The sequence below is a fragment of the Sediminibacillus halophilus genome (assembly GCF_900103695.1).
Taxonomy (GTDB): domain Bacteria; phylum Bacillota; class Bacilli; order Bacillales; family Amphibacillaceae; genus Sediminibacillus; species Sediminibacillus halophilus.
The window spans coordinates 370,187-389,267 of record NZ_FNHF01000002.1 but is presented as its reverse complement, the minus strand read 5'-3'; the positions used below and the strand labels follow the sequence as shown (position 1 = coordinate 389,267).

General features: G+C 42.2%; 17 protein-coding genes. 16 read left to right on the top strand and 1 reads right to left on the bottom strand.

Features of this window, described 5'->3' with window-relative positions:
• The first annotated feature begins 260 nt into the window (after positions 1–260).
• From BLR82_RS08880 to BLR82_RS08805, 16 genes are all read left to right on the top strand, one after another.
• The gene (locus BLR82_RS08880) at positions 261–1,259 is read left to right on the top strand and encodes a sugar-binding protein (RefSeq protein ID WP_074598641.1); all 999 of its coding nucleotides are present in this window, start codon (positions 261–263) and stop codon (positions 1,257–1,259) included.
• Positions 1,256–2,737: a sensor histidine kinase gene (locus BLR82_RS08875; protein ID WP_074598640.1), complete on the top strand. Its 1,482-nt coding sequence runs from the start codon at positions 1,256–1,258 to the stop codon at positions 2,735–2,737. Before BLR82_RS08880 ends, BLR82_RS08875 begins: the two co-directional genes overlap by 4 nt.
• Positions 2,712–4,139 (top strand): response regulator, encoded by a 1,428-nt coding sequence (locus BLR82_RS08870; protein ID WP_074598639.1) that lies wholly within the window; start codon positions 2,712–2,714, stop codon positions 4,137–4,139. The genes BLR82_RS08875 and BLR82_RS08870 overlap by 26 nt, the downstream gene beginning before the upstream one ends.
• Positions 4,140–4,288: 149 nt before the next feature.
• Complete coding sequence (locus BLR82_RS08865; protein ID WP_074599078.1) at positions 4,289–5,581, top strand: ABC transporter substrate-binding protein; 1,293 nt, start codon at positions 4,289–4,291, stop codon at positions 5,579–5,581.
• Between the two features lie 168 nt (positions 5,582–5,749).
• Positions 5,750–6,748, top strand: a complete 999-nt coding sequence (locus BLR82_RS08860; RefSeq protein WP_074598638.1) for a carbohydrate ABC transporter permease — start codon at positions 5,750–5,752, stop codon at positions 6,746–6,748.
• A 50-nt stretch (positions 6,749–6,798) separates the two neighbouring features.
• Complete coding sequence (locus BLR82_RS08855; RefSeq protein ID WP_425440896.1) at positions 6,799–7,569, top strand: carbohydrate ABC transporter permease; 771 nt, start codon at positions 6,799–6,801, stop codon at positions 7,567–7,569.
• A 56-nt stretch (positions 7,570–7,625) separates the two neighbouring features.
• Positions 7,626–8,618 carry a Gfo/Idh/MocA family protein gene (locus tag BLR82_RS08850; RefSeq protein ID WP_074598636.1) on the top strand — a complete coding sequence of 331 codons (993 nt, stop codon included), beginning with the start codon at positions 7,626–7,628 and terminating at the stop codon, positions 8,616–8,618.
• 183 nt (positions 8,619–8,801) lie between these two features.
• Positions 8,802–9,647 (top strand): MurR/RpiR family transcriptional regulator, encoded by an 846-nt coding sequence (locus BLR82_RS08845; RefSeq protein ID WP_074598635.1) that lies wholly within the window; start codon positions 8,802–8,804, stop codon positions 9,645–9,647.
• A gap of 21 nt (positions 9,648–9,668) precedes the next feature.
• Positions 9,669–10,742, top strand: a complete 1,074-nt coding sequence (locus tag BLR82_RS08840) for a serine hydrolase domain-containing protein (protein WP_074598634.1) — start codon at positions 9,669–9,671, stop codon at positions 10,740–10,742.
• Positions 10,743–12,302, top strand: coding sequence for an ABC transporter substrate-binding protein (locus tag BLR82_RS08835; protein WP_245693736.1), 1,560 nt, complete (start codon positions 10,743–10,745; stop codon positions 12,300–12,302). It begins immediately after the preceding gene.
• A gap of 54 nt (positions 12,303–12,356) precedes the next feature.
• On the top strand, positions 12,357–13,301 hold the full coding sequence (locus BLR82_RS08830) for an ABC transporter permease (protein ID WP_074598633.1): 945 nt from the start codon (positions 12,357–12,359) through the stop codon (positions 13,299–13,301).
• Between the two features lie 33 nt (positions 13,302–13,334).
• Positions 13,335–14,162, top strand: a complete 828-nt coding sequence (locus tag BLR82_RS08825; protein WP_074598632.1) for an ABC transporter permease — start codon at positions 13,335–13,337, stop codon at positions 14,160–14,162.
• A gap of 19 nt (positions 14,163–14,181) precedes the next feature.
• A complete protein-coding gene (gene murQ, locus BLR82_RS08820) occupies positions 14,182–15,099 on the top strand; it encodes an N-acetylmuramic acid 6-phosphate etherase (RefSeq protein WP_074598631.1) in 918 nt (305 codons plus the stop codon).
• Positions 15,099–16,307 (top strand): anhydro-N-acetylmuramic acid kinase, encoded by a 1,209-nt coding sequence (locus tag BLR82_RS08815; protein ID WP_074598630.1) that lies wholly within the window; start codon positions 15,099–15,101, stop codon positions 16,305–16,307. The genes murQ and BLR82_RS08815 overlap by 1 nt, the downstream gene beginning before the upstream one ends.
• Positions 16,304–17,290 carry an ABC transporter ATP-binding protein gene (locus BLR82_RS08810; RefSeq protein ID WP_245693734.1) on the top strand — a complete coding sequence of 329 codons (987 nt, stop codon included), beginning with the start codon at positions 16,304–16,306 and terminating at the stop codon, positions 17,288–17,290. The genes BLR82_RS08815 and BLR82_RS08810 overlap by 4 nt, the downstream gene beginning before the upstream one ends.
• The gene (locus tag BLR82_RS08805) at positions 17,283–18,257 is read left to right on the top strand and encodes an ABC transporter ATP-binding protein (RefSeq protein ID WP_074598629.1); all 975 of its coding nucleotides are present in this window, start codon (positions 17,283–17,285) and stop codon (positions 18,255–18,257) included. Before BLR82_RS08810 ends, BLR82_RS08805 begins: the two co-directional genes overlap by 8 nt.
• Positions 18,258–18,494: 237 nt before the next feature.
• Here BLR82_RS08805 and BLR82_RS08800 read toward each other — a convergent pair whose 3' ends face one another.
• Positions 18,495–18,980, bottom strand: a complete 486-nt coding sequence (locus tag BLR82_RS08800) for a hypothetical protein (RefSeq protein ID WP_074598628.1) — start codon at positions 18,978–18,980, stop codon at positions 18,495–18,497.
• Positions 18,981–19,081: the final 101 nt, after the last annotated feature.

Genomic DNA, 19,081 nt, shown 5'->3' with positions numbered 1-19,081 from the left:
AACCCGCCGCGGAGCTTAACTGGAAGACGCAGACCCCGTAAAGAAGTGTTCTTTGCTTCTGCGGAGGCTGAGGCCGTGCCCATGGAAAGCGAAGTGTTCTGCTCTTTAGCATAAAAGCAGCCAACTCGTACAATCAGACTAGTAGATAAATAGAATAGACTGGCAAAAATTTTTGCCGAATGAGATAATCTAGAAACAGAGATATTGGATTATGATCATTCAGTTAACCGCTTACACGGACTGGCGCAGGGGGGAAGACAATGAAAAAATTGCCGAAAAGTATATTGTTCACAATCGTGCTTGCGATATTCTTAACCAGTTTTTTGCTCATGCTTTACTATGGTAAGGAAACCTTCTATGTAGAAAAGCAAATCTCCTCCCAGCAACTCTATGATTATCATTTTGCTCTCATCACCGAGGAAGTCGGCAATGATTATTGGCGGCAGATCGAGAATGGAGCTAAAGAAGAGGCGGCCAAGCATAATGTTTATTTAGAATACATCGGTCCTCGAAAAAGTGATAATGAAGAGAAACTGCAAACCTTTGACCGGATGATTTCCTCAAAAGTGGATGGAATCATCACCCAGGGGATGCCGGGAGAACGATTCAAGGCGCTCGTACATAAAGCGGTTGAACGGGGAATTGAAGTTATCACGGTAGATACCGATGTCCCGCAAAGTGAGCGGCAGTTGTATGTGGGAACCGACAATTATAAAGCTGGATTCTCGGCTGGGCAGGCTGTCATCAAAGATACGGAAGGGGAAATCAAGGTTGGTGCAGTTGTGGGAATGTATGACGCATTGAATCAGCAAGAACGGCTGCAGGGATTCAAGGAAGCTATTGCGGAAACAGATCGAATCGAACTGGTGGATGTATTGGAGTCCAATATCACCGAAATCGGGGCGGCCGAAGCTACTTACTCTTTGTTGAAACAGCATCCGCAAATTAACGCTTTAATCGGGATGAGTGCGCTGGACGGATTGGGAATCGTTCAAGGTATCGAAGAGATCCATCTTGGTCAAACGCCTTATGTGCTGAGCTTCGACATTTTACCACAAACATTGGAAATGATTGATCAAGGGAAAATCGCAGCCACGGTCACGCAATATCCGACGGAAATGGGAAAGCAGGCAGTCAGTCGGATGGTTGACCTGCAGCATGGCAGAAAGGTAGAGCCCTTGCAATACACCGGAACCGAAATCATCCGGGCAAAAGATATCAACAACGGGGAAATTATCCGGAAGGGCGAGGGCTCATGAAATCGATCCGAACGAAATTGATCTTTTACTTTTTTGTTTTTGTCATTCTTTTCAATATTGTATCGATTTCTATTTATGTCAGTTCCAACACGCTGACTAACTCGTACCATTCCAGTTTTGAGCGTTTTTTGTTGTTGAATTCTATCTCTCAATCCGCCAATAAATTATATGAAAATACCAAGGCATATGTGATGGAACAATCGGAAGAAAACCAGGCCGCCTATTACCAGTCCCGGCGGACGATGAAGCAGGAAGAAAAACGGCTTCAGGATATGTTGAGCAGCGAGGAACAAATCCAGACGAAAAATTATATCAATCTGATCGATAATATCATCTACGAAAGTGAAATTACCACCGGATTTGTCCTTCGTGATGACATTGAAAGGTACACAGCCCATCTGAAGGAAACGGAAAGTAGTGCTTCTTATATTCAGGAAACGACACTCCATTTGATCGATTTGGAATTGACCGAGTATCAAACACTCTATCAAGATTTACAGGAACGGAATGAAGCATTTCGCTGGTTTACTTTCTTTGTATTTACGACAACGGTCATGCTTGCTGTCTTTTTTGCCATTTGGTTTTCTAATGGGATCAACAAGCCGATTCAAACGTTGACTAAGGCAGCCCGGGAGGTATCGCACGGCGATTTTGATGGCGAACCGGTCGATGTGCGTTCAAATGATGAATTGAAACTGCTTGGTAGCTCCTTCAATCAGATGAGGGCCAACATCCGGGAACTGATCAAGGAAATTAAAGATCAATCTGAACAGGAACGTTTGATGAAGGAACTGGAATTGAAACATTTACAAAACCAAGTCAATCCTCATTTCTTGTTCAACACCTTGAATACGATTTCCAAAATGGCTTATTTGGAGGAAGCCAAATCGACTTCCAATTTGATCGATTCGACAGCTGCACTGCTGCGTTACAGTCTTGGGGATATCGAGAAATTTGTACCACTCCGGGAAGAAGTCCGTGCAGTAAGGGAGTATTTGACGATTCAAAAAACACGATTTACAGAAAGAATCACATTTGTCGTGGAAGTTGATGAAACTTGTCTCGATTTTCCCATTCCACGGCTGACATTGCAGCCGCTTGTAGAAAATGCCTTTATCCACGGGGTGGAGGAGCAGGAGGAAGGCGGCGAAATCAAGCTGTTTGTTTATGAAGAAAAAACAGCCGTCGTCGTAGTAATCAGTGACAACGGCAAAGGAATGACCGAGGATAAAGTTGCCAGCATTCTCAATGTTACCAAGGATAAAGCGGAAGACCATATCGGACACTCCACTGGGTTGGGAGTAAGCAACGTGATTCGCAGGCTGCAGTTATTTTATCGGACAGAGGAGGTTATTGAAATTGAATCACAGCCAGAGGAAGGGACACAAATCAAACTGTTATTGACGAAGCAATTCACCCTGCCAGGAACCGGTGATCAGGAGGGAGGAAACGATGAGAGTACTAATAGCGGAAGATGAACTGCTGGAACGGAAAGCGATGCGCAAATTTCTTGAAGACAATTTTTCTGATGTGACGGTAGTGGGAGAGGCTGCAAACGGCAGAAAGGCGATTGAGATGGCAGAGGAATTATTACCTCAAATTATCCTGATGGATATAAAAATGCCGGGCATCAATGGACTGGAAGCAATAAAAGCCATCCATCAAAGGGACCCTCAAATCAAGTTTATTTTGGTATCTGCCTACGATTCTTTTGACTATGCAAAACAGGCGATGAAAATGGGGGTGAAAGAATATATTCTGAAGCCGAGCAAAAAAGAGGAAACGATAAGAGCGGTTCTTCGAGTGAAAAAAGAGGTAATGGAAGAAGCGGCAAGAGTGGAGGAGCACCGCCATTCCAGTTTGATTGCCAGAGAATTGTTTTTAACTAGACTGATGAAATATGAAGTAGGCGCGGACACGTTCGAGTTGCAGAGGACCTTATTTCCTGGTTTGCAGTCAGCCTATTTCCTTGCTGTAAAATATCCGGCATTAGAGGAAATTGAGGCGGAAGGTTGGACGGAATATTTTGGCGTAGATGATTATATTTACCGGATGGAAGATGACCAGCTGATCATCGTTGTGCTTTCAAGGACGAAAAAGGATAAAGCAGCTGTGTTAAAGTTAGCACGGAAGCTGCAAATGCAGCTCGGTCCCCAGGCATATATAGGAGCTGGCTACCCGACTGATAAACTGGAGGATTTGCCGAACGCTTATCATCAGGCAATGCAGGCAGTCAAACATCTTGAGCAAATCGGCAACAGCAATTTTGGTTTTCCTGCGGCGGAACAGCGACAGAGCAACAATTCACTGGAGGATATTTTGTTAGAAGTGGGCAGTGGAAATCATACGAACGCCATCCATTTCTTTTCCGACTGGTGGAAGGATAAAGAAGACAGCGTCGAAATGCTTCATGAATTGTACTTTCGCTTAAAGCAGGAGCTGCAGCAGCGGGGGATTCAGCCACCGGATACAGGGCTTCCTGCCGAAGAGGATTACCAAGGATGGACAGACTACTTAAAACTTGCCAGCTTGAATGTCCAGCATCACTATCAATCGCAGGATAAAATGGAACGTGCGAAAAAATATATCCACGATCATTTTCAAGAGCCAATCAGTCTGGAGGATGTCGCAGAGCATGCGGATTTAAGTCCGAATTATTTTTCGAATTTATTCAAAGCATCGACTGGAGAAACATTTATCGATTATTTGACCCATGTCCGATTGCAAAAGGCGAAAGAATTCCTGCAGTCCCATCGGTATACGTTAAAGGAGATATGCTTTATGGTTGGATACAAGGATCCCAATTATTTCAGCAGGGTGTTTAAAAAGTATTTTTCGCTGTCTCCGAAGCAGTATCAGAAAGAAATCTTAAAAAAGTGAAGAAAATCATAAGAAATTACAGAAAATTGACTCCCCTTTTTATGGGAGTCCTCTTTATAATGATAATGTAAGCGTTAACTGAAAACGCTTTATTAGTTAAACAAAAGGGGGATTTAGAAGTGAAAAAGCTGTTTGGAATTCTTTTATTAATGGTTATGGCACTCGTAATTGCAGCTTGTAGTTCTGATTCATCTTCTGATGGGGGAGAGGACGCCGACGCTTCAGATGGCGGCGATTCCGGTGAATCAGCAGAATCCGGCGGAGGCGGAGAAGGAACAGTGGAAATCTTCAGCTGGTGGACAGGAGCCGGTGAAGAAGACGGACTGTTGGCCTTGATCGATTTGTTTGAACAGGAGCATCCCGATATTACTGTGGACAATGCAGCTGTTGCCGGTGGAGCGGGAACAAACGCAAAAGCGGTTCTGGCTACTCGGATGCAAGGGGACGATCCACCATCCACATTCCAGGTTCACGGTGGAGCAGAGTTGAATGAAGGCTGGGTGGCAGCCGACAAAATGGAACCATTGAATGATTTCTATGAGGAACAAGGATGGATGGATAAGTTTCCTCAGGACTTGATCGACATGGTGAGCAAGGACGGTAACATTTACTCTGTCCCTGTAAACATCCATCGTGGAAATGTTGTTTTCTATAACAAACAAGTATTTGAAGATAATGGCTTGGAAGTACCTACTAGTTACGACGAATTTATCGAAGTAGCTGATCAATTGCAAGATGCGGGTGTGACTCCGCTTGCTCTCGGTGACAAAGAGGCTTGGACAGCTACACAGATTTTTGAAAATATTCTACTTGGCGAGCTTGGTCCTGATGACTATAAGAGCCTGTGGGCAGGCGATATTCCATTTGATGACGACCGTGTCGTGGCAGCAGCTGAGAAATTCAAGACGATTCTCGGCTATGTAAATGAAGACCACGCATCCCGTAACTGGCAGGATGCTGCACAATTGGTCGGTGACGGCGAAGCGGCAATGATCAACATGGGCGACTGGGCAAAAGGATATTTCTCGAATGACCTTGATCTGGAAACCAACAAAGACTTCGGTTACTTCGCATTTCCGGAAACCGACGGTGACTTCATGGTAATCACGGACACCTTCGGCTTACCTAAGGGCGTTGAAAATCCAGACGAAGTAAAAGAATTCTTGAGCGTTCTTGGATCTAAGGAAGGCCAAGATGCATTCAATCCGCTGAAAGGTTCGATTCCGGCACGCGTCGATGCAGACGAATCGAAGTACGATGAATACGGCAAAGATGCTATGGCAGACTTTAATGAGTCCAACTTGACACCAAGTCTGGCGCATGGTTCCGCAGCTGCAGAAGGCTTCGTAACCAAAGCGAACCAGGCAGTGAACATCTTCGTTACACAGCTTGACGTCGATAACTTGATCAATACGCTGAAAAATGCAGCATCTGAATTGTAAGAACTAAACAGGGTAATGCAACATTAATCAAAAAGCGGCTGACTCCGAAACAATGGTTCAAGCTTCTCTCCCTTGCCAGCAGGCCTGGCGATGAAGAGTACGGCTCCGTCGTGAGGAGTCAGCCTCTTTCCTGATTGAGACTCTACCCTCTGACAGGAGGTTGATGACATGGCAGAACAAGCAGTTGACAGACAGGAACAGGAATATCCGGAAAGCCGTCCACAGCAGCCGGCAGCACAAAAAGAAAAAAAACCGAAGAAAAAAATCTCCGGTGACCAGTGGGTGGCTGTCGGATTTTTGGCACCTTCTTTCATCTTGGTGCTTATCTTCGTGTACGGGTTCATTGGCTGGACCGGCTGGGTTTCCGTGAGTAATTGGAATACACTTGTTCCTGATTTTTCGTTTGCGGGATTGAAAAACTACATTTATTTGTTCAATGATTACCGCTTCCAGGCGGATTTGCGAAACACCGTATTTTTTACGATTCTTTTTATCGGGTTGGTCATTGTGATGGGACTTGGTTTATCCATCCTGATCGATCAGAAACTGAGGGGAGAGTCCCTTTTCCGGAACATCTTTTTGTTTCCGATGGCCTTATCCTTTGTTGTTACCGGGGTTGTATGGCAATGGCTGCTCAATCCGTCTACTGGCTACAATCAGTTTTTGGCACTGTTCGGCATCCAGCCAAAATGGTACACCGACACGAACATTCTCGCCGGCTTTGAATGGGGCAGTATCGAGTTCGGACTTCCAGTCGCCATTATAGCAGTCGTGATAGCCGCTGTATGGCAAATGACCGGTTTTTCACTGGCGATGTACCTGGCAGGTTTGCGCGGTATACCGGACGAATTGCGAGAAGCTGCTCGAATGGACGGGGCTTCTGAATTTCAGATTTACAAAAAGGTAATCTTACCGATGCTCATGCCGATCACGGTCAGTGTCATCATCATCATGGCGCATATCTCGTTGAAAATATTCGACCTGATTTACGCGATGACTGGTTCCGGTGCAAACTTCGTCACCGACGTACCAGGTGTCTATATGTTTGAAACGACCTTCCGGGGCAATTACTATGCCAATGGGGCGGCAATCGCAATTATCATGCTGCTTCTGGTAGCGGTGTTTATCGTGCCTTACTTACTGGCCAACAGAAGGAGTGATGGATAATGGCTACATTCAACGTTTGGAAAACAATCAAATATCTCATCTTAATTGTGATGGCCGTCCTTTTCCTGACTCCGGTTTATGTTATCCTCGTCACCAGCTTGAAGCCGTTGGATGAGGTATCGTTAGCGAATATGTGGGCATTGCCTTCCGCGATTGACTTTAGCAGTTATTCCCATGCATTCTCGGAACTAGCACCGAATTTCATGAACAGTGTGTACCTGGTAATCCCGGCGACATTATTGTCTGCATTACTTGGTGCGATGAATGGCTATGTGTTGTCTAAGTGGAAATTCAAAGGATCGGAATTGATTTTTACGGTCATTTTGTTCGGAATGTTCATTCCTTATCAAAGTATCCTCATTCCACTGATTCAGTTTTTACGCAATATCGAGTTGTACAATTCGATTGCTGGGTTAGTCCTGACCCACGTGGTTTACGGGCTGCCGATCACGACCCTGATGTTCCGCAACTTTTATGCCAACATTCCTGATACTATGCTGGAAGCGGCTAAAATCGACGGTGCCAATTTCCTGGGGATATTCCGGCATATTATCATTCCATTATCGATTACCGGTTTTGTTGTTGTGGCGATATGGCAGTTCACCAATATTTGGAATGAATTTTTGTTCGCTGTAACTATTACCAACTCGGATAGCCAGCCAGTCATGGTGGCTCTGCAGAATTTGTCCGGAAGCCAAATCGTTCAATGGAACGTACAGATGGCAGGTGCATTGTTGGCGGCGCTGCCGACGTTGCTCGTTTATATTTTACTCGGAAAATACTTTGTTCGCGGCTTGCTAGCCGGATCTGTCAAAGGCTAAACTAGTAGTAGACAGCTAGATGGAACCGGAAGTAATGAAAGAGAGGGCGGATAAACGTGAAGAAAGTGAATTGGGGAATACTCAGTACAGCGAGTATTGGAAAGAAGCAGCTGATTCCGGCGATTGAGCGCTCGTTCAATGCTGAAGCTGCCGCCATTGCCAGCAGAGGTGATAAGGCCAGACAGGCGGCAGCAGAGCTTGGTATCAAAAAAGCTTATACAAGTTATGAGCAGCTGTTGGAAGATCCGGATATTGATGCCGTTTATATTCCACTCCCGAACAGTCTTCATAAACAGTGGGTGGTCGAAGCAGCCAAGCATGGCAAGCACGTTCTGTGCGAAAAACCTGCTTCGTTGAATGAGGCGGAATTGCAGGAGATGTTGGCAGCTTGTCATGAACATGGAGTCAAGTTTATGGAAGCATTCATGTATCAATTTCATCCCCAGCATGAAAAGGTCAGGGACTTGATTAGGCAAGGAGAGATTGGTGAAGTTTCAATGCTTAGGGCAAGCTTTTCCTTCCTCCTGCAAGATGACCCGGAAAATATCAGGCTAAGTAATGAGCTGGGCGGAGGTTCAATCTACGATGTCGGCTGTTATTGTCTGCACTCCATTCGGGAGATTTTGCAGGAAGAGCCGATTCAAGTGTACGCACATGCCAAGCATAACGCTGCGCATGTTGATACCACTGTCGCCGGTACCCTTTCCTTTGCGAGCGGAGTGGAAGCGGTTTTTGACTGCAGCTTCGATCAGCTCCCAGTCAACAGGTATGAAGTAGTGGGATCTACCGGGAAAATCGAGGTGCAGAACGCCTACCGTCCCGACAAAAATCCGGATGGTGCTGGTTTGTTGCGGATAACCAATTCGGACGGAGAAACGGTCGAAATGCGAATCGAAGGTGATCAGTACAAACTGCAAGTCGAGCATTTTTCCGAGGCTGTTTTGCAAGATAAGCCTTTGTTGTATACAGAAGAAAAAATGCTGAACAATATTCGAACAATAGATGCCTGCTACAAGTCGATCACGACTGGGGAAGCAGTGCGGTTGTGATTTTGAAAACCATCCTTTCGAGGATGGTTTTTTTGTAATTTTAATGGCTTAAATTTTAAGAAAATTGTAACAATACGTTGACCTCTGTTGGTTTTTCCATTAAAATGTAGTTTAACTACATGAAAAATTTAAAATAATGTAACAAAACTTCACAAATGGTCAAGTGTTAATGGGGGATGACGGATGAATGATGGATTAGAAAGAATCAGACAAGGATTAACAACTTTGAAGCCCTCAGAAAGGAAGGTCGCCCAATATATATTAAAAGATCCTGACAAAATACTAGCAATGCCCATCGCTCAATTGGCTAGGGGCTGCGAAGCTAGTGAAGCTACTATTATCCGTATGTGCAGATCCCTCCAGTTTAATGGATTTCGAGAATTAAAGTTAAGTATTTCAGCGTCTGTTAACAAAGGAGAGGTCCATCCAGAGAGATATCAAGACATATCTTCTTCTGCAAGTATCAAGGAAATCATTGAAGTAGTTTCAAGTAATAACCTCCGATCAATAGAAGACACCCTATCTGTCCTAAACGAAAGTTCCATGGAAGCGGCGGTTACGATGTTGGAAAACGCACGAAAAATCTTAGTAGTTGGAGTGGGGGCTTCGGCGATTGTGGCGCAGGACTTTGAACAGAAATGCAAAAGGATCAACAAATGGTGTGAAGCGCTGACAGACAGTCATGCTCAACTTACTTCTGCTGTTCACCTTACCAAAGAGGATGTAGTTCTTGCAGTTTCTTATTCAGGGGAAACCAAAGAAATAATCGATACGATAAAAATAGCCCGGGAAAACAAAGCTGCTGTTATTTCCATCACAAGTTATGGAAATAACGAGGTGCAAGGTTTATCAAATGTTAATTTGTTCGCTTCCAATTTAGAGCAAAGTATTAGAAGTGGGGCAACTGCTTCTAGAATCGCCCAACTTAATATCGTCGATATATTGTTTACCGGATTGGCTTCAAAAAATTATCAAGAATCAATCGGCTTCTTGGATAAGACAAGAAATGTTATTCAGAACAGATTTTGATTTTTAAGGAGGAACTATCCTATGGACGAAATCGATCGGATATTTGAACGGTTTCTGCAAAGGAAATTCTTTTCTGGAGGAGTTTGTTCCATATCCATTGATGGACAAATAGTTTTTCTTAAAGCTTACGGGAAAGCTGATCTTGTAAAAAATTCCGATACGGAACCAAATACCCTTTTTGATTTAGCCAGTATTACCAAAATATTCACTACCACGATTATCCTGCAATTAATCACTAGAAAGAAGATTTCTCTTTCAACACCGTTAAAAAATTGCCTTCCTATTACATCACGAAATACCACATTAGCGAACATTACAATTAGTCAATTACTGACACATACTTCTGGATTGAAAGCTTGGCATCCTTTTTACACCAATTTACCCAACGATAATTTTTTTGAAGTGCTTGAAGAAATAGACTTGATAGAGAAAAACAGTGAAGAAGTGATCTATAGTGATTTAAACTTCATGTTATTGGGTGAGGTAATAAAAGAGCAGCTTCACGAAGATCTGGAAACAATAATAAGCCAACATATAGGAAAACCATTAGAGTTATCCTCCCTGACTTATCAGCCTTCAAACCGCTTTACTATTGCTGTTACAGAATTTGGAAATAGAACCGAGATGAAAATGTGTGAAGAAAGGAATTTACGGTTTGAAGGTTGGCGGTCACTTCACTATCCAATATCAGGGGAAGTGAATGATGGAAATGCTTATTATTTCTTTTCTGGTAAGTCAGGCCATGCTGGTTTGTTTTCCAATATAGAAGATTTAATGAAACTAGGCGATTTATATGTGAAAGGAGGGGCATACAAAGGCAAGCAGTTGATAAGTAAGGAACTGATTGACCAGAGCCTTAACCAGCAAGTCCCCAATCGCGGGCTTGGTTGGGAAGTGAATGGTATATTTCCCGAAGGTGCTGGTCATACGGGATTTACAGGGACGTCAATTTGGGTTGTACCTGAAAAAAAGCTGACCGTAGGGATTCTTACAAACCGTCTTCATGTTGAAAAACCAAAGAATATCAATCCTTTTAGAAAAGATATAGTTGAAACAGTACTTAGTAATTATGAAAAATTAAAGGGGGATTTATAAATGATGGTAAAGAGAAAAAAGTGGCTGCTATGTTTGTTCCTTTTTATTTCACTTATTGTTGCAGGGTGTTCTTCAGATGAAACCGGGGGAGGAGAGAACGCCGGAGAGGCAAAAGGTGAGAATGCCGAAGAACAAGTCCTAAACATCGCGAATGACCAGGAGCCGGCAGGGTTGGATCCACACAAGACGCCAGCACATTCATCTATAAGGATTTATTCCCAAATCTACGAGGGGTTACTTACTTTTGATGAAAATATGGAAGTGAAAGGGCAATTGGCAACAGATTGGGAACAACCCGATGATACTTCTTATGTATTTCACCTGGTAGAAGGTGTCAAATTCCACAATGGCCGTGAAATGCATGCAGATGATGTTGTATATAGTTTTGAACGAATCCTGGATGAAGAAACTGCTTCGCATATCGCGTCGTATTTTTCCAATATAGAAAAAGTAGAGGCAGAAGATGATTATACAGTCAAATTTACTCTAAGCGAGCCGGATGCTACCTTTCTTTCTTACTTAACAAATGCCAGTGCCGTCGTGGTACCTAAAGAGGTAGTGGAAGAGAATGAAGATTTGCAGCAAACGGCAGTAGGAACTGGGCCATTCAAATTGGAAGAATGGGTTCCCGACAACCACGTAACCTTAGTCAAAAATGAAGATTATTATATAGTTGATCAACCGAAACTGGACGAGGTCGTTTATAACACGATGAAAGAAGAATCTTCGAGACTATCAGCTATTCGTACAGGGGAGGTAGATTTAACAACATTATCTGCCAAATCTGCTTCCTTGCTGAAGGATCAAGATGGTTTGGATATTAAGGACTATCAGTCCCTTGAATACAGTTATGTCGGTTTTAATGTCGATAAAGAACCATTTAATAATGAAAAAGTCCGTCAAGCATTAAGTCTGGCAACTGATCGTGAAAGCATTGCAGATATCGTTTGGGATGGCGATGCGGTGGTTTCTGGTCCTGTAGCTCCTTCTATGGGAGATTGGGCAATAGATGTTACGAAGGAAGAACTTTACCAAAGGGATCTGGAAAAGGCTAAAGACCTTTTAGCTGAAGCGGGGTATCCAGATGGATTCAAAACAGTCATTACCACTGCATCAACTTATCCAGACATGGTCGATACGGCTCAACTTTTACAACAACAATGGAAAGAAATAGGTGTCCAAGCAGAGATCAACCAAATTGAATGGGGAGAGTATATTGATACATGGTCAAACACTTCTGCAGATGTTCTGGTTGGTCGGAATGGATCTGGGACGGATCCGGATCGTTCGTTAAACTACTTTTTTAATACCGAAGGTTCTGCCAATGTTTGGAATTTTTCCAATGAGGATTACGATGATTTGGTGGAAAAAGGTAGGAAGACTTTGGATAAAACAGAACGCAAGGAAATTTATGCACAGGCTCAGGAACAGATAATTAATCTATCACCTAACCTGTTTCTGGTTTCTCCGATGAATTATGTAGCAGTCAGAGACAGTGTAGAGGGATTTACCCCTTATCCACATAATGGGGAAGAAATTGTAGAGGTATATAAAAAATGATTTTTAGGGCTGCTTGGCAGCCCTTCCTATTCTCTTGGCATTGAGGGTGAGTAGATGTATGCATATATAGTGAGACGTTTATTAATGCTTGTTCCAGTATTGTTTGGTGTTTCCATATTTATCTTTGTGATTATGAGAATTGTCCCAGGAGACGTGGCCATGACTATTCTCGGTACTGATGCTACTCCGGAATCACTTAAACAATTGCGAGAAGATTTCGGATTAAATCTGCCTATTTATCAGCAGTATTTTGAATGGATGGCAGGCGTTCTAACAGGAGATTTTGGTGAATCGATGAGAACGGGTAAAGAAGTTCTGCCTGATATCCTTACTCGTTTCAAATTAACATTTGAGTTAACCCTTATCTCGGCAGTCCTTTCCTGGATAATCGCTATCCCTTTAGGAATAATCGCTGCTATAAAGAGAAACACCAAAACAGATTTTGGGGTCAGGTTAATATCCTTGTTGGGTGTGTCTGTTCCTAACTTTGCATTAGCCACTGTTTTAATTCTGATCCTGGCTTTGTTCTTTTCCTATAGTCCGCCAGTAGGCTATGTCGGGTTTTTTGAAGATCCTGCCACTAATTTGCAGATCATGATTCTCCCTTCGATTGTATTGGGGACTGCAATGGCGGGAGCTGTAATGCGCATGACCCGTTCTTCCATCCTGGAAATTCTCCGCCAGGATTTTATCCGGACTATCAGAGCAAAAGGGGCAAGGGAAAGAGTAGTCATCTTCCAACACGCTTTGCGAAATGCGATGATTCCTATTCTTACTATTATCGGTATGCAAATCGGTACGCTATTGGGTGGGACAGTTATTATCGAACAAATCTTTTCCCTTCCCGGGTTGGGGCAGCTTGTTCTTACCGCTATTACCCAAAGAGATTTCACAGTAGTTCAGGGAGCAGTTCTATTTATCGCATTTGTTTTTGTATTGATCAATTTGTTAGTTGATCTCCTTTATTCTTATCTGGATCCGAGAATAACGTACAAATAATTAATTGGAAGACTCAGGGGAAAGAGTGATGAGATGAAAAGTTTTTTTGGAAGATTGAGAAAAGATAAGGTTGGTTTAATAGGTTTTCTCGGCATCTTCATTGTCATATTAATCGGTCTGCTATCACCTGTTATCGCACCCTATAGTCCGGAACAGATGTTTACAGACCATACAATGGAAGGACCGAGTAAACAGTTTATATTTGGAACCGATGAATTTGGACGTGATATTTTTTCACGGATTATTTATGGAACACAAGTATCTTTAAAGGTGGGAATTATAGCGGTAGGAATCGGGGCGGGATGCGGCTTGATATTCGGTTTGATTAGTGGGTACTTTCAAGGAAAGGTTGACCAGGTAATCATGAGAGTTATGGATGTCTTTTTTGCTTTCCCGGATATTCTGCTTGCATTGGCAATAGTTGCCGTTTTAGGTCCCAGCTTAACGAACACCATGATAGCTATAGGTATTGTTTTCACGCCAGTATTTACCCGGACAGTCAGGGCGGCAGTTATCGCTGTTAAAGAGAATGAGTATATCACCAGTGCAGTGGCAATCGGAGTCTCTCCTCTAAATATAATATTTAAACACATAACCCCAAATATACTTGCTCCTTTTATTGTGCAAATTACCCTTGCCTTGTCTGGAGCAATTCTCACAGAAGCAGCCTTGAGTTTTTTAGGTTTGGGTATTCAGCCCCCGAATCCTTCATGGGGAGTAATGCTGGATGCGAGCAGGACATATATGGAATTTGCCCCTTGGACTATCCTATTCCCGGCTGGCGCTATTGTATTCACAATCTTTTGCTTTAATCTTTTTGGAGATAGTTTAAGAGATATTCTTGATCCCAAAATGAAATAGTACATGAGGAGCGTTGCGTATGGACGTAAAAAAAAGACACCTTGTTACCGAGGAGACAAATTATTCTAGCCAAAATATAGATGAAATGAATACAGAGGAAATATTAACGCTCATTAATGAAGAGGATAGCTCCGTTGCTTCGGCTGTAAAACAACAAATACCTAATATCCATAAAGCAGTGGAATTAATAGTCGCAAGTATTAAAAACGGTGGACGCTTATTTTATGTCGGGGCAGGGACAAGCGGAAGATTAGGAGTATTGGATGCTTCTGAATGTCCTCCAACCTATAATACTCCGCCTAACTTAGTGAAGGGATTGATTGCAGGAGGATATTATGCGCTTGTTCATTCCCTTGAAGGAGTTGAGGATAATGAAAATCAAGCTGCTGAAGATTTGTCGGATGAGGAACTATGCTCTGAAGACGTTGTGGTCGGAATCGCGGCAAGCGGCACAACACCTTATGTAATTGGAGCTTTAAAGTATGCAGGACTAATGGATGCAAGTACTGTCAGTATTTCATGTAACCCTGATTCCGTTATTTCCAGTTACGCAGCTGTTGCAATTGAAACAGTCACTGGACCAGAGGTAGTGACAGGATCTACTAGAATGAAAGCAGGAACAGCACAAAAAATGGTGCTGAATATGTTAAGCACAACGACAATGGTGAAACTTGGAAAGGTCTATCGAAACTACATGGTGGATCTTCAAGCATCAAATGAAAAACTTAGAAGAAGGGCATGCCGTATTTTGAGTGAATTGTCATCAGTAAGTGAGTCGGTCGCACATGCTACCCTGCTTGAATCGGAATGGAGTATTAAAGAAGCCCTGGTTATGCTAAAAGCAAATGTAAGTAGAACTGATTCCCGAAAGTATCTGGATGAAAACGACGGGTTTGTAGCAAAAGCGATCCATTCAGCCAGACAGGAGGTAGAGTAGTGGATAAACAGTTAGGGATTGGCTTAATGTCAGGTACTTCCCTTGACGGAATAGACGCTGTATTGATTGAAATAGAAGGTAGTTCGGTTAACACCAAAGTGAAGGTAATAGATTCATTAACCCATGAATACGAATCAGACGTAAGGCATGCATTAAAAGAATTGTGTTTTCCTGAGACAGCTTCACTGGAAAAAATCTGTTCTATGAATATGTTCTTGGGAAGAGAATTGGGGATGTTGGTCAACAAACTATTGGATAAAGCAAGTATAGGCAAAGAAGAGGTCCTCTTTGTCAGTTCACATGGTCAGACCATTTTTCACAAGCCATTGGGCGGAGAAAAACGGATGGATGTACCAGGAACATTGCAAATAGGAGATTTATCAATGTTATCAGAGATAACGGGAATAACGGCTGTCGGAGACTTCCGGACAGCTGATATGTCTGCAGGTGGACAGGGAGCACCGTTGGTATCTTTTGTTGATTATATTCTTTTTAACAATCCTTATCGTTCCAGGGCAATTCAAAATATTGGAGGGATAGGCAATGTCACTTACATACCGAGAAACGCACAGAAAGATCAGGTAATGTCTTTTGACACAGGGCCGGGAAATATGGTGATCGATGAAATAGTTTATAGAATAACGGAAAGTAAGCAAGTATATGATAAAGATGGAGAAATAGCTTCCAAGGGAAATGTGAATCAAAAATTATTGAATAAGCTTATGGAGCATCCATATCTTAAGTTGAGACCTCCTAAAACTACTGGTCGTGAGCTGTTTGGGAATTCTTTCGTGGATTCTGTCATGAGTAATTCCTCGGGGTTGCCTTCTGAGGATATTGTAGCCACTGTTACCGCCTGGACCGCAAAAACCATAGCTGACAGCTATTCGCGTTTTATTGAATCCCCGAGCAATTCTATCGATGATGTAGTGATTGGAGGGGGAGGAAGCTATAATCCATTTTTAATGGAACAGTTACGACGATATCTTCCGAATAAAACAGTTTACAAGCATGAAGATTTTCAACTTTCCAGTAACTTGAAGGAAGCAATAGCTTTTGCAATCCTTGGTTATCACTGTCTTATTGGCAAGTCGAACCAGATTCCGTCTGCAACCGGAGCCGAAAATCCAGTTATAATGGGTAAAATCTCGCATACTCAGCCGCAAGCATTTCAACAGTTGAGCGCTTTAAGGGGGAATCTGCATTGAGTCCGTTGTTAGAAATAAAAGACCTTTCTATAGATTTGTATGCAGACAGTGAAAAATTCAATGTCATAAATAACATCAATCTTACTATTGAAAAAAAGCAAAAATATGGAATCGTTGGTGAATCAGGCAGCGGCAAGAGTTTAACTTCCCTTTCCATTATGAATCTACTTCCGGATGCTCTAGCAATTAGTGGGGGGGAAATACTATTTAATGGAGACACAGACTTAACAAACCTCTCCAAAAAAGAGTTCTTGAAAATCAGAGGAAATGAAATTTCTATGATATTCCAGGAACCGATGACCGCTTTGGATCCTCTTTATCCCATAGAACATCAAATAATGGAAGTGCTAAAATTTCACGGAAGTTATAGCAAAAAACAAATGAGGCAGTTGGCTGTAGAGATGTTGGAAAAAGTAGGGATTCCTAGGCCGCAGCAATTGATAAAAGAATATCCACATCAATTGTCGGGCGGAATGAGGCAAAGAATTATGATTGCCATCGCTTTAATTTGTAATCCCAGGCTTCTTATTGCGGACGAACCAACAACTGCTCTCGATGTAACCATTCAAGCGCAAATTCTTGATTTGATGAACGAACTTACCGATAACTATGATACCTCGATATTAATGATCACCCACGATTTGGGAGTCATAGCTGAAACATGCGAGCGAGTTGCAGTGATGTATTCAGGGGAAGTAGTGGAGGAAGCTGCTGTAACAACCCTATTTAAAAATCCCACTCATCCCTATACTGTTGGATTACTTGAATCGGTAAAGTCACTAGGGGATAAGTCGAATAAATTATATTCCATACCAGGCAATGTCCCGACTCCCAAGCAATTGACAGGAGGATGCCGTTTTGCTTCAAGATGTCCTCATGCTATGGAGATTTGTCGTAGTCAAGCGCCACCTTTGTTTTCGATTGATGCAGATCATAAAAGTAAGTGCTGGCTTTATGGAGAGGAGGAAGTGGTCAATGGCTGATCAACAAGCAGTTCTAGAAGTGAAAAATCTTAAAAAGTATTTTCCCGTAAAAGAAGGAATCTTAAAAAGGACGAAAAACCATGTGAAAGCTGTGAATGATATAAGTTTTGAAGTCCAGGAACAAGAAACTTTTGCTTTAGTAGGAGAAAGTGGTTGCGGGAAATCTACTACAGGTCGTTCTATTTTAAGAATCATAGAACCGAGTGAGGGGGAAGTTTTCTTTAAAGGGGTAAATCTGTTAGATTACTCAAAAAGAGAATTCAGAAAAATGAGGAAGGATTTACAGCTTATTTTTCAGGATCCTTACAGTTCACTGAACCCTAGAATGACTGTGAAAAAACTGCTGTTGGAACCGTTACTGACACATGGGACCACAAATAAGAAGGAAGCAGAACAAAAAGTAGTAGAAATTGCTGAAAGAGTTGGACTATCGAAAGAACAAATAAACAGGCATCCACATGAATTTAGCGGGGGTCAACGCCAACGGATCAGTATTGCCCGTGCTCTGATACTTAATCCACAGCTAGTTATTCTAGATGAAGCTGTGTCGGCGCTTGATGTTTCCATCCAGGCTCAAATTTTAAATCTTTTAATCGAATTGCAAAAAGACTTGAAACTAACCTATATATTTATCTCACATGATTTAAATGTGGTAAAACATATAAGTGACCGGGTAGGTGTTATGTATCTAGGGCAAATGATGGAACTCTCAAATACTGAAGATTTGTATAGCAACCCGCTGCACCCCTACACGCAGTCTCTTCTTTCTGCTATACCGTCCCACGATCCATCAGTTAAAAAGGAAAGAATCATCTTAAAGGGCGATGTTCCAGACCCTGCTAACCCTCCTTCTGGTTGCCCGTTCCATTTGAGATGCCCAAAGGCATACGAGAAATGCGCAATGGAAAAGCCGGCATTTATTGAAAAAGAACAAAACCATTGGGTTGCTTGTCATCTTTATGAATAAGCATTGTATCCAAGGTGATTTTAGCGTAGAGAAAACATCTAAGGGTTAGAGGAAGAAGAAACTCAAATACTCTTCGGTATGCAACCGGATTATGAATCGTACTTTTCTAAGCAAATGACATTGCTCTTTAGTGAAGGAATGCAGGACTAAACGCTCGCATTATCAAAGCAATTGCCTTTCCGGCACATGCTTATGATAATGCCTTTTTCTTTATCTGGAATTTTCAACCTATCTCCTTTACAAACGCTTAAGATTGATTTTTGAAAACTTTAATAAGGAAATATACAAAAAATAGTACAGCAAAAAGTTCCCAAACAAGCCTATTCCAGCAGTCCAACCAATAACGCCTCCAGAAATAAGATTAGGAATAAAGAAAGCGGACCCATTTTCTACGTGTAAAGTTAAAAACGGGAATGGAAAACCATACGAATAGGAATAGTTAGTTGTGTGTAGATAGGTAGGAGAATTATCTGGTATTAACAATGCTAACAGAACAACAAAAGCGACAGAAGTCCAGAGAATGGTTTTATTAAAATCTTTTCCCCATCCCATTTTTTTATAAAGCAAAAATAGTAGGATCAATACACCAACCACAACAGTCCAACTATAATTTTCCGGATACAAACCGATACGTGAAAAAGTAAGATTGGCAATTACACCACAAACCATCGAGAGTAGATAAACGATGAAAATAAACCGTAGGGTCTCAATTGTTATTCTCACTTCTTTTCCTCCCTGCATCCATAAAAGTTACCTTAACATGCGTGTGCCGGCGTTCCTGCAACAAGGCTCCCATTCATTTTAACATAAAATTACATTTTCGA